Annotated in this window: 5 protein-coding genes; 2 read left to right on the top strand and 3 right to left on the bottom strand. The window is 71.0% G+C overall.

Annotated elements, in window-relative coordinates; translation table 11 throughout:
* Positions 1-105: 105 nt before the first annotated feature.
* Together LZ198_RS15725 and LZ198_RS15720 are read left to right on the top strand one after the other, a co-directional pair.
* Positions 106-2,250, top strand: coding sequence for a catalase (locus tag LZ198_RS15725; protein ID WP_253972774.1), 2,145 nt, complete (start codon positions 106-108; stop codon positions 2,248-2,250).
* A gap of 159 nt (positions 2,251-2,409) precedes the next feature.
* On the top strand, positions 2,410-3,510 hold the full coding sequence (locus tag LZ198_RS15720; protein WP_253972773.1) for an alkene reductase: 1,101 nt from the start codon (positions 2,410-2,412) through the stop codon (positions 3,508-3,510).
* A gap of 91 nt (positions 3,511-3,601) precedes the next feature.
* Here LZ198_RS15720 and LZ198_RS15715 read toward each other — a convergent pair whose 3' ends face one another.
* From LZ198_RS15715 to LZ198_RS15705, 3 genes are read right to left on the bottom strand one after another with little or no spacing between them, the layout of a single operon-like run.
* Positions 3,602-4,687, bottom strand: coding sequence for a hypothetical protein (locus tag LZ198_RS15715; RefSeq protein ID WP_253972772.1), 1,086 nt, complete (start codon positions 4,685-4,687; stop codon positions 3,602-3,604).
* 46 nt (positions 4,688-4,733) lie between these two features.
* A complete protein-coding gene (gene pbpC, locus LZ198_RS15710; RefSeq protein WP_253972771.1) occupies positions 4,734-7,046 on the bottom strand; it encodes a penicillin-binding protein 1C in 2,313 nt (770 codons plus the stop codon).
* Positions 7,043-12,952: an alpha-2-macroglobulin gene (locus LZ198_RS15705; RefSeq protein WP_253972770.1), complete on the bottom strand. Its 5,910-nt coding sequence runs from the start codon at positions 12,950-12,952 to the stop codon at positions 7,043-7,045. The genes pbpC and LZ198_RS15705 overlap by 4 nt, the downstream gene beginning before the upstream one ends.
* Positions 12,953-13,025: the final 73 nt, after the last annotated feature.

The raw sequence follows: 13,025 nt of genomic DNA, 5'->3' as shown, positions 1-13,025 counted from the left end.
GCTCGACGGTGGGTGCCCGCGGGCATTCGCCCCGGGTCCCGCGTGGAGGCGTACACCGCTCGCGCGCCGGGGGACCGGCGTGAATTCCTCCGCCAGGGAGCAGACATGCCGCTGCGCAAGACTCCGTCGCAGAAGAACCCTCCACCGCCCTCGAAGAACGAGCAGCTCGAGCGATATCGGGCGCGCTCCGAGGACACGACGCTGACCACGGACCAGGGCATCCCCATCGGGGACACGGACAACTCGCTCAAGGCCGGCGTCCGGGGGCCCACGCTGCTGGAGGACTTCCACTTCCGCGAGAAGATCATGCGCTTCGACCACGAGCGCATCCCGGAGCGGGCCGTACACGCGCGCGGCGCGGGGGCCCATGGCTACTTCCAGGTGTACGAGTCGCTGGAGCGCTACACGCGGGCGAAGTTCCTCACCGACCCGTCCTTGCGCACGCCCGTCTTCGTGCGCTTCTCCACCGTGGGCGGCTCGCGCGGCTCCGCGGACACCGTGCGCGACGTGCGCGGCTTCGCGACCAAGTTCTACACGGCCGAGGGCAACTTCGACCTGGTGGGCAACAACATGCCCGTCTTCTTCATCCAGGACGGCATCAAGTTCCCGGACTTCGTGCACTCGGTGAAGCCGGAGCCGCACAACGAGATTCCCCAGGCGTCGTCCGCGCACGACTCGCTGTGGGACTTCGTGTCGCTCGTCCCGGAGACGGCCCACATGGTGATGTGGTTGATGTCCGACCGCGCCATCCCGCTCACGTTCCGACACATGGAGGGCTTCGGCGTCCACACCTTCCGGCTGGTGAACGCCAAGGGCAAGGCGACGCTGGTGAAGTTCCACTGGAAGCCGGTGCTCGGCACCCACTCGATGGCGTGGGACGAGGCGCAGAAGGTGTCCGGCAAGGACCCGGACTTCCACCGCAGGGACCTGTGGGACACCATCTCGCGGGGGAACTTCCCGGAGTGGGAGCTGGGGCTGCAGCTCATCAACGAGGAGGACGAGCTGAAGTACGGCTTCGACCTGCTCGACGCCACGAAGCTGTTGCCGGAGGAGCTGGTGCCGGTGCGCAAGGTGGGCAAGCTGGTGCTGGACCGCAACCCGGACAACTTCTTCGCGGAGACGGAGCAGGTGGCGTTCTGCGTGGGCAACGTCGTGCCGGGCATCGACTTCACCAACGACCCGCTGATGCAGGCGCGGCTGTTCTCGTACCTGGACACGCAACTGACGCGGCTGGGCGGGCCCAACTTCGCGGAGCTGCCCATCAACAAGCCGGTGTGCCCGGTGAACAACCACCAGCAGGACGGGTTCGGGCGGCAGACGATTCCCACCAACCGGGCGAACTACCACCCCAACTCGCTGGGCGGCGGGTGCCCCGTGCTCGCGAATCCCCGGCAGGCGTTCGCACACTCCCCGGAGCGCGTGGAGGGCACGGTGATTCGCACGCGCAGCGAGTCGTTCGCCGACCACTTCACCCAGGCGGCGCTGTTCTTCCAGAGCATGTCCCCGCCGGAGCGGGAGCACCTCATCGCCGCGGTGGAGTTCGAGGTGAGCAAGGTGGAGCGCCCGGAGATTCGCGAGCGGGTGGTGCACCAGGTCCTGGCGAACATCGACCGGGAGCTGGCGGTGCGCGTGGCGCGCGCGGTGGGGGTGACGGCGCCGCGCGGAGGACGGACGACCCCGGCGGCGGTGGGCAACAAGACGGGGAAGATGGTGACGAAGTCCCCGGCGCTGAGCATGGTGAACACGCCGCACGAGTCCATCCACACGCGCAAGGTGGCGGTGCTGGTGGCGGACGGCTTCTCCTCGACGGACCTCGCCCAGGTGCGCAAGGCGGTGGAGAAGGAGGGGGGCCTCGTGGAGGTGCTGGGGCCCACGCTCAGTCCCATCACCAGCGCGGAGGGCGGCAAGGAGACGCCGGTGAAGACGATCCGCTCCACGTCATCGGTGCTCTACGACGCCGTCTTCGTCCCCGGCGGCGACAAGAGCGTCGCGGCGCTGAGGACGCTGCCGTTCGCGGTGGACTTCGTGCGCGAGGCGTACGTGCACTGCAAGCCGCTCGCGCTGGCCGGCGCGGCGACGGGGCTCCTGGACGCGGCGGGCGTGGGCGCGCCTCCGGCGACGCGGGTGCTGGACGAGACGATGGGGGTCATCCGCACCACCAAGAGCGAGGTGAAGGGCTTCGGGCAGGCGTTCGTGAAGGCCATCGCCGCGCACCGCCACTGGGAGCGGGAGTCTCCGCCCCCGGCGTGAGGTAGCGCCACGCCCCACGACGGCCGGCCCCGGCGCCTCGTGCCCCCGGGTCGGCCGGCCTCGCTGCCCGCCCGGCTGGGTGCACTTCCCATGGTGACGGAGGACGCGCGTCGTTAGGCTGGGCCGGAAGTCCTCTCCCCCTCGGCTCACGACGCGCACATGCCTACCCTCTTCGACCCCACCACCGCGGGTGACCTGCGACTCTCCAATCGCATCGTCATGGCGCCGCTGACGCGAAACCGCTCGCCCAACGCCATCCCCCCGGACATCGCCGCCACCTACTACGCCCAGCGCGCGACCGCCGGGCTCCTCATCAGCGAGGCCACCGCCATCAGCCATCAGGCCCAGGGCTATGCGGACGTGCCCGGCCTGTACGCCCCCGAGCAGCTCACCGCGTGGAAGAAGGTCACGGACGCCGTGCACCAGGCGGGTGGCCGCATCGTCACGCAACTGTGGCACGTGGGCCGTGTCTCCCACACGGAGCTGCAGCCGGGCAACGGAGCCCCCGTCGCGCCCTCCGCCATCACCGCCAACACGCGCACCGTGTTATTCCGCGACGGCGTCCCCACCTTCACACCGACCTCCCAGCCCCGGGCCCTGGAGCTGTCCGAGCTGCCCGGCATCGTCCAGGCCTATGCCCAGGCCGCGCGCAACGCCGTGGACGTCGCGGGCTTCGACGGCGTGGAGATTCATGGCGCCAACGGCTACCTGCTCGACCAGTTCATGAAGACGGGGTCCAACCAGCGCACGGACGCATACGGCGGCAGCATCGAGAACCGGGCCCGCCTGCTGCTGGAGGTCACCCGCGCGGTCATCGACGCCGTGGGCTCCGGGCGCACCGGCATCCGCCTGTCGCCCGTCACCACCGCCAACGACGCGTTCGACGCGAATCCGCAGCCCCTGTTCGAGTACGTCGTGCGCGAGCTGGCGAAGCTCGGCCTCGCCTACGTGCACATCATCGAGGGCGCCACCGGTGGGCCGCGCGAGCTGGCGGACCGGCCGTTCGACTACGCCGCGCTGAAGAAGGCCTACCGCGACGCCGGCGGCAAGGGCGCGTGGATGGTCAACAACGGCTACGACGGCGAGCTGGCGCGCAAGGCCGTCGAGGCCGGCGCGGACCTCGTCTCCTTCGGCCGCCCGTACATCGCCAACCCGGACCTCGTCCGACGGATTCACGAGAACGCGCCCCTGGCGGAGCTCGACAAGAAGACGCTCTACGGCGGCGGCGCGAAGGGCTACATCGACTACCCCACGCTCTGACGCCACGCTCCGTGCCGCGTGGTGCACCACGCGGCATGGACACCCCTGCGCGCGCTGGCCCGGCCGCGCCCCCTGGGGAGACGCCGGGCGCTCAGCCTGGCGTGCGGCCGACGAACATCCCCAGTAGGAAGGCCGCGCCCATCAGCAGCAGCGTCAGCAGCACGGGGACGCCCTTGGACTTCGCCTGCGCCGTCGAGGCCACCATGCGCGCTCCCGGCGATTCCTCCGGGACGATGAGGCGGACCTTGATGGTGGACTGGACGAGCACGGCCTCCACGTCCTGGAGGAACTTCTCGTACTCCTCCTGCGCGAGCACGAGCGGCTCCCCGTGGTGGGACTCGTAGCGCTTCGCCACCGCCTCGAAGTTGCGGAGCTGCGCCTCGCGCTTCGACACGTCCACCCAGCCGCACACCACCGACGGGCCCGAGCCCTTGCGAGGCACCAGGGAGATGGCCTGCCGCGCCAGCTTCCCGCCCGCCGTGCTCGGCCCCTCCGGCTCGTCGACGCGCAGGACGCGGTGCGGATTGCGCCCGTACATCTTCTTCGCCAGCGCCGTGCGCAGTTGCTCCGCCAGCAGCGCGGAGTGGTTCGCGAACATCGTCCGCAGCGCGGGCCCTTCCTCCTCCTGCTTCTGGACGACGCCCGCCTTGCTCCCCACCGGCTCCAACGGACTGAGCCGCACCACGCCCGAAGGGGCCGGCGGCGGAGGAGGACGCTTCTCGGCGGCGCCCCGCGCGAGCCACCCCGCCCCCTTCGCCTCCACCTTCGCGCCTCGGGGCGGCGGCGGCGGTGCCCCACGCAGCTCCGTGGCGAAGGACTCGGGGCGCTCGTCGGTGGAGCCTCCTCCCCGGATTTCGGTCGCGACCGGCGCCTGGGGACGCCCCGCGCCGCCAGCACGCGCGGGGGGACGCAGCTCCGTGGCGATGGCGGCCTGCCCTCCGCGCATCTCGGTGACGATGGCGGCCTGCCCCCCGGAGGGCCCCTGGTTCCCACGGATGTCGGTGACGATCTCCTCCTGGTCCTCGGAGGGGCCGATGCGGGTCTCCAGGACGGGCGCCATGCGCGTCTCCCGGGGTGGCGGGAAGGGGCCGTTGCGCGTCGACTCGTCGTCTTCCTCGGGGGCGACGCGCGTCTCCTCGCTCCGCCCGGGACCTCCGCGCCTCTGTCCGTTCGCCATGGCCGCTCCTCGTCCGGCGGAGGATAGCCAATCCCACGTCCCCAGGTCAGCGGACCAACCGCACCCGCAGGGTCCTCGCGTCCGAACGCCCCCGGTCGTCCACCGCGCGCACCACGTAGGACCCCGGTCGCGCCGCCCACTCCAGGCTCTCTCCCCGCGAGGAGGTTCCCACCCACCGCTCGTCCACGAACCAGAACACCCGCCGCACGTCCGCGTCCGTCACCGCCGACAGCGGCACCGTCTGCGCCGCCTCCGAGGACGCCCGCAGGTTGTAGTCCACGCCCTCCTCGGGCGTGGTGATGCGGGGAGCCAGCCCCGTGCTCGCGCTCAACTCCAAGCCACAGTCCGCCGCCTCCCGCGGCGGCGTCTTCCGGGGCACGCCCGCCTTCTGGAAGAGGCGCAGCAGGTCCGAAGGCCAGAACTCGTACACCTCCGCGCGCGTCGACGGCCCCGGCCCACAGGCCCGCAGCCCCGTGCGCGTCTCCACCCAGACCTCGCGGTGCACGTCACAGGCGCGGATGGGCGAGGTCCCCGGGATGAACCACGTGCGCACCGCGCGTGGACAGTGCGGCCCCGGGATGCCACCGGACACCGCGCACACCTGCACGTGGCTGACGCCCTCGGGGGGCGTGCGCCGCACGCGCCGCACCTCCGGGTCCTTCGCGCGCAGCGAGTCCACCAGCTCGAACATCAACGGGGCCGCGGCCGTCTGCCCCACGAAGGCCGGGTTCGGCTGCCCGTCGAAGTTCCCCACCCACACCGCCACCACATAGGGCCCCACCACGCCCACGCTCCAGGCGTCCCGGAACCCGGTGGACGTCCCCGTCTTCCAGGCCACGGGCACCGTGTCGCGCGCCAGCTCCCCCCGGAACGACTGCGCGGGGCGGGGCGACTTCTCCAGGGCGTCGAGCACCAGGAAGCTCGCCTCCGCGCTCAAGAGCCGCGAGCCCTCGTCCCGGGGAGCCTCCGCGCCCAGCCGCAAGGCGTGGAGCACGCCGCCGTTGGCGAGCATGGCGTACAACTCCACCAGCTCCACCATCGTCACCTCGGCGGAGCCGAGCGCGAGGGAGAGGCCGTAGTGCGACTCTTCCCGCAGCCGCGTGACGCCCGCCTGACGGAGGAAGCCGTACAGGCCCGGCGCGCGGAGCTGCCCCGCGAGCGCGACGGCCGGGACGTTGCGACTCCTCACCAGCGCGGCCTCGGCCGACAGCGGCCCCACGAACTCGCCGTCGAAGTTCTCCGGGTCGTACCCCCGGAACCCCATGGGCGAGTCCTTCACCATCGTGCGCGGGTGCACCAGCCCCTGGTCGAACGCCAGGCCATAGATGAACGGCTTGAGCGCCGACCCGGGGGAGCGCTTCGCGCGCGTGCCGTCCACCTGCCCGTCGATGCTCGCGTCGAAGAAGTCCGCGGAGCCCACCGCCGCGCGGACTTCGAGGGTCCGCCAGTCCACCACCAGCGCCGCCGCGTTGCGCAGGCCCACGTCGCGCCGCCGCTCCACGTACTGGCGCACGTGCCGCTCCAGCAGCCGCTGCGTCCCCAGGTCCAGCGTGCTCGTCACGCCCGCGCCCGTCGGCCCGCGGCGCAGCACCCCCTCCACGAAGTGCGGCGCGAGGAAGGGCAACTCCTCCGGCCGCCGGACCGGCAGCGGCTGGGCGAGCAGCGCGCGCCGCTCCGCGTCCTCCGGATGCGACACCCGCCACCGGTCGAACAGGCGCAGCCTCGCGGCCGTCAACACCCCCGAGTCCCGCCCCGGGTCCCTGCGCGCGGGGCTCTGCGGGATGACGGCCAGGGTGAGCACCTCCCCGAGCGTCAGCCGCTCCACGCCCCGCCCGAAGTAGACGAGGCTGGCGGCCCCCACGCCCTCCACGTTGCGCCCATACGGCGCGAGGTTGAGGTACGCCTCCAGCAGCGCGTCCTTCGAGTAGGTGCACTCGAGCTGGAGGGCCCGCGCCATCTGCCACAGCTTCCCGCCCAGCGTGCGCGACGGGATTGCGTAGCGGATGCGCGCCAACTGCATGGTGAGCGTGGAGCCGCCCATGCGCCGCCCGCCCGTCACGTACGTACTCCAGATGGCGCGCCCCACCGCCACGGGGTTGATGCCGAAGTGTGTACGGAAGTGCTGGTCCTCGTGCAGCAGCGTGGCGTCCACCAATGCGGTGGGGATGCGCTCCAGGGGAACCCACAACCGGTACTTCTCGTCGGGAGACAGGGTGAGGCGCAGCAACCGTCCCTGCCGGTCGAACACCGCCTGTGAGAAGCCCAGCTCCTCGCGCAGCGGCGGACGGGGCACCGCGGCGTACAGCACCGCGAGCCCCACCACCGCCGCGAGCACCCCACCCCAACGACGACGCGTCACGGCGGGCTCACCGTCACCTGGGAGGCCACCGAGCGCGCGCGGATGCGACGGTCGTACATGCCCTCCGCGAACGCCGGTGGCATCACGTACTTCCCGACGTGGGTCGCCTTGACGCGGTAGATGAACTCGGTGACGCCCGCGCTGGCGCGCCCGTAGAGCACCACCCGGTCCTCCCGCACGTCCACGTACTCCGGCAGGAAGGAGGAGCGGTCACTTCCCACGGGAGGCAGCCAGCCCCCCGCGACCGGGACGGGCTCCGGGTAGGAGTCGTTCGCGGCGACCTGCTCCTCCGGCGCTTCTCCATCCCCGTCATACCCTTCATCGCGCGGCCCATCTTCGGCCTCGGCCTCGGGCTCGGGTTCGGGCATCTCGTCCGACCGCTCCTGCGAAGACGGTTCGGGGCGCTCCATCACCACCTCGAAGCCCCCGGGCAGCAGGTCGGTGATGGCGACGGCGGACGAGGCCCCCTCGAGCTGGCGGAGCTTCAGGTGCACCTCCACCTCCTCTCCCAGTTGGACCTCCGTCACCCCCTTGCCGTCCAGGCCCACCAGCTCACGCTGCACCTCCAGGCGCTGGAGGATGGGCGTGCGCGGCAGCTCCAGGTCGTAGCCCGCCTGCGTCACCTGGAAGAACAAGGGCCACTGGGACTCGCTCTCGAGCCGCAGCGCCGTGGCCCCGTCGGAGAAGCTCGCGCGGGCGACGAGGGACTGGGGCAAGGCGAGCGGGCGCAGCGTCTCCGCCACCTTCTCCTGGAGCTTCGCCGCGCCGGTCGTGGCCTTGCCTCCGCCCTTCAGTGCGCGCACATAGGCGTCGAACCCGAGGATGGCGTAGGAGGACGACAGCGAGTTGAACGCCTCCGCATGGATGGGCCTGGCCAGCCCGACCAGGGTATCCGCGGGGAAGTCCACCAGCCGCTCCGGGAAGTGACGCGACAGCAGGTAGAGCACCTGGGTGTCGTAGACGAGCCCGTCGTACAGCGACGCGTAGTCCTCCGCCTGGGGCTCGCCCAGGCGAACCTTCGCCAGCGCGAGCGCGGCCTCCTTCTCCTGCTTCAACAGCTTGTACGTCGCGGCCAGGTAGGCCGCCGTCAGGTCCTTGGGCCACGTCTCCTTGGCGTACCGGTCCAGCCACGTGCGCAGCGCGCTCACCGACGCGCCGGAGACCTTGCCGTTGCGGGTGAGCACGTATTGTCCATAGGCCGCCGCCCGCGCCTGGGCGAGGTTGCCGGGCGAGTAGCTCACCAGCCGGCTCAGCCAGGTGAGGCCGCGGTTCAGCAGCTCGGGCGGCACCGCGAAGCCGCGCTCCTTCGCCTCCGTCAGGAAGTGCAGCGCGTAGATGCTCGGCCACACGGGCGCGTAGGCGTTGGCCGCCCACAGGCCGAAGGCCCCCTCGTCGTTCTGCCGCTCCCGCAGGATTCGCAGCGCCACCGCGAAGCTCTCCTCGGGCGTCAGCGCCGTCTTCCCCAACAGCTCCATGCGGTCCTTCAACACCACGGCCGGGAAGGCCCGGCTGACGAGCTGCTCGGTGCAACCGTAGGGGTACTTCTCCAGGTACGTCGCGAGCCCCGGCGCCAGCCCCAGGGGCAGCGGTGACACGCTCACCTCCAGCAGGCGGTAGGCGCCGTGCATCTTCCGGCTCACCGCCAGGTCCACCGCGTCGTCCGTCACGTGCCCGCCGGTGAGGGTCGTCAGGTACGGCACCGCGGGCCGGACGCTCAGGCTCACCGTCTGGCGCAGGTGCTCCTTGCCCAGCGACGCGGTGAAGGTGAGCGAGCCCGCGCCGAGCACCGCCTTCGCGCGCACCCGGAAGGTGGTGCTCGCCTCGCGCCCCTCGTCGATCTTCAGCGGCTCGAGCGCCTTGCCCACCACCTCGAGGTGCTCGGACGGCTTCAGCTCCAGCGACACCTGGGCGCCCTTGCCGGAGCCGTCCACGCTGTTGGCCACCGCGACCCCCACGGAGAACTCGTCGCCCGGCGCGACGAAGGTGGGCACGCTGGGGGTGATGACGAACGGCCCCCGGACGACGGCGCGCCTCGTGGCCGCGCCCACCGACTCCCGCCCCACGGCGACCGCCATCACCCGCAGCTCGCCGTTGAAGCTGTCCGGCACGTCGTAGACGAGCTCCCGCTCCGACGCGTCGATGTCCACCACGCCGGACCAAAACGCCACCGGCTTGTCCCGCTTGCGCTTGAAGGGGTTGAGGTTCTTGCCGATGGCGTCCATCCCCTCGTCGTCTCCGCCCATGGACGAGACGGCCTTGGAGACGGAGAACTCCGGCAGCAACAGGTCCAGGATCTGGCCGGTGCGGACCTCCAGCGCGCGCTTCTTGAAGAAGTGCGACAGCGGGTCCGGTGTCGCGTAGCTGGCCACCTGGAGGATGCCCTCGTCCACCGCGAACACCACCGCCTTCCCCGCGCGGTTGCCCTTGTACCGGATGCGGTACGGCTCACCGGGGCGCGCGCGCTCGGCGCTGGTCAACGTCACCTGGAGGACGCGGCTGTCCTTGCTCACCGAGAACGGCACCACGCCGTAGCTCAGCGGACTCATGAAGATCTCCTGTGAGTCCATGGCGCGCACGAACGTCACGTTGACGTAGCCGTTGCCCTCGATGCCGGGCGGCAGCCGGAGGGTCTGCACGCTGCTGGTGGCGTCCGTCTTGAACCACTTCCACGCGTAGACGCGCTCGCGCTCGATGGTGATGAGGCCCGCGCCGGTATAGGGCGCCTTGATGCTCAGCTCGATGTCGTCGCCCGGGGCGTAGTCCTGTCGCGCGAGCTTCACCTCCAGCTCCGCGTTCTTCTCCAGCGCGCGCGTGAGGTTGGCCCGGCCCGCGACCGTGTACTCCACCCGCGACAGTTGCGTGCCCTCGCCATCCTTCAACACGACGACGAAGTCACCCGGCTGCTCCGTGGAGAGCGCATACGCGAGCCCGGTCTCGAGGATGTCCACGTCGTGGGTGCGCAGCACCGTGTCGCGGCGGGCGGACTGGTACCGGTAGGTGCCATTCGACTGCCGCGTGAGCACCGAGACCCAGCGCCGCTCGACCAGCTCCGCCTTGAGGCCCCGCACCGCGACCCGCTTCAGCGACGGGTCCACGGCGATGAAGTGCACCGAGCGCTCCGAACCCCGACTCAGGTAGCCCAGCCCTCCGTCCGGCTTGAAGCCGACGAGGTGGGCCAGCGGCGACACCAGGATGGAAGCCCCCGACGACACGCCTCGCCCTCCTTCCGCCTCGTAGCCCTCCGCGAGCAACGACACGCGCCAGGTGGCCTTCTCGAACTTCGCCAGGCCCAACTCCAGCTCCGCCTCACCGTCCTCGTCGGTGATGGCGCCCTCGAGCCGCTCGGTCAGGGTGCGCGTGGCGCCGAACGGGTCGTGGAACGTGTAGCCCGGGTGCTGACGGAAGCCCGGGTACATGGGGCTGAGGGTCAGCTCCGCGGACACCCGCCGCTGCGCCGCCGCGATGCCGAAGAGGTTCTTGAGCGTCACCCGGCCCTTCAGCTTCTCCGGCGACACCCAGCCCTCCGTGCGCTCGGCGCTGAAGGCGGTGGTGATGCGCATGCGGTCGGGGAGGAACTCCTCCACCCGCACCTGGGTGGAGCCCAGCAGGCTGCCGCGCCGTCCGTCCCTCACCACGTACAGGTTGATGCCGTAGCTCCCGGTGGGAGACGTCTCCTGCGTCGTGAACTGGAGCGCCTCCAGGCCGGAGGAGGACAGCGACAGCTTCTGCTTGTGCACCTCCAGGCCCCGCGGGTCCAGGATGGACGCCTCCAGCGGGACGCCGCTGGGGGGCTGACTCCAGTCCGCGGCCTTGATGACCATGGCCACGTGGAAGGTGTCCCCGGGGCGGTAGAGCCCCCGGTCGGAGAAGAGGAAGGCCGTCAGCCGCTCCGGGCTGGAGCCGCTCGTCACGCCGCCCACGTCGAAGCGGGAGAAGTTGAGCTGCCGGTCCGAGCGGTTCACCGGGATGAAGGCGAAGTCCTCGCCCTTCCGCGCCAGGTAGACCGTCGGCTCCTGCTCGCGCACGAAGTCCGTCATGCGCGGGAAGGCCACGTGTCCCTCCGCGTCCGTGGTGCCGCTGAGCACCGGCAGGCCGTTCTTGCCCAGCACGCTCACGCTCACCCCGTCGGCGGGGGCGCCCGCACCGAGCGTCTGCACGAAGACGTCGTGCGAGCCGTCCGCGTTGTCCTTCACCACCAGCCCCAGGTCCGTCACCAGCAGCAGCCGGGAGTCCTCCTTCTCCGTCGGCCGCTGGCGGTCGGGGTCCCAGCTCTGGACCTTGAAGAAGAACAGGCCCCGGCGCGCCGTGGGCGCATTGGCGGGCGTGAGGTAGTTCGTCAGGTCGAACGCGGCGTATTGCGCCTTGCCGCGTCCCGCGCCCTCCAGACGACGGACCTCCGAGAAGCCCTCGGAGATGTTCTCCTCGTCGAACCGGTAGTTGTTGAAGCTGGGGTGCGCGAAGCGGCCGGACGTCTGGCTCACCAGGTGGTTGACCTGCTCCGGCAGCACGCGGCCCAGTTGGAAGCGCAGGGCCGACACGTCCCGGGACAGCACGGTGACCTTCTTCTCTCCCGCGAGGCTCAACAGCGCGCCCTCGTGGAGGATGCTCACCTCCTCCGGGAACTCCGGCACACGCACGGTGGCGTCGTATTGCTTCGCCAGCACGTAGCCTCCCGCCGAGCGCGTGCCCTGCGACAGGCGGAAATAGAGGTAGCGCCCCACGTCGGCATGGACGCGGAAGCTGTGCAGCGTGGCGTGCTCGCGGTCGGTGGAGATGGGCTCCAACTTCAGCCGCGTGGAGCCGGCGAGCACCTCGTCACCGATGAGTTGGACGTCGTCCCACGCGTGGTTCGGAATCGCGTCCTCTCCCTCTGACGAGGCCTTGTTCCGGGGCAGCACCCAGACACTGAGGTGCTTTCGCAGCTCCTCCTCGGTGACGCCGGTGGAGAGCGTGACGATGAGCACCTGCTCGGGCTCGTACCGCTCGTTGCGCACGAGGGAGATGTCCACCTCGCCCACCTGGAAGTACTTGTACATGCCGGGGATGGTGACCGTCGGGCGCTCCCCGACCTCCAGGCCCGGGCCGCCACGCGCCGCCCGCACGCCAGGCGACAGCGTCAGCGTCATGGTCTCGTCGTCCTCGGGGATGGGGATGAGGCCGGACTGGAGGTAGGCCTCGCCCTTCAGCTTGTCGTAGGTGAGCTCGAAGGGATGGGCCTCGTCCTTCGGGCCGAGCAGGACGGAGTCCTTGCCGTTGCGCGACAACTTCAGGTTGCGCGTCAAGGTGGCCGGGTCCACCGGATGCGAGAAGCGCATCGTGGCCACCACGCGCTTCTCCTTGGGGTTGCGCGGGTCCTCGTAGAAGGAGAACGCCGTGACGCGGGCGGAGAAGGGCGCTGAGCGGAACTTCGTCTCGTAGGAGGCCAGCAGGATGTGCTCGGGGACCAGCGAGCGCTCCAGGGTGACCTGGTACTCCTGCCCCACGGCCCAGTCCTCCGTCGGGGTGAAGACCAGGGTCCGGTCGTTCTCCCAGCGCCAGGCGCCGGCGATGCGCGGCGTCAGGCTGACGCCCGTCGTCACTGGCTTGCCGATGGCCTCCAGGGGCGCCACGGAGCCGCTGAAGCGCACGTGGACCGAATCGAAGCGCGGCGTCTCCTCGATGGGCGTGGCCTGGGGAGAGGTGGCGGTGAACTCGTACCGCACCGGCTTGGGGCGGGCCTGATACCACCGGTAGGTCGCGTCCGCGCCCACCGCCAGCGCCATGAAGACCACCAACCCGAGCGCGACCCGCTTGGGATGACGGCGGAGCGCTCCCCACGCGCCGCGAAGGCCGTGGAGCAACAGGCGGCCCAGCGCGGCGGCCCAGGGTGGGGGCGTCCAGCGGAGCTCGCCGAGGACACGATGCATGAGCCGCGGCTTCGGCGGGGTGGGTTCGGATTCGTTTGTGGACATGGAATGTCGTGCTCTGCGAGGGCTTGCC

This window comes from Myxococcus dinghuensis (assembly GCF_024198235.1).
GTDB classification, from domain to species: domain Bacteria; phylum Myxococcota; class Myxococcia; order Myxococcales; family Myxococcaceae; genus Myxococcus; species Myxococcus dinghuensis.
Note: the sequence above shows the minus strand (reverse complement) of the source record. Positions and strands in the feature narration are given on the sequence as shown.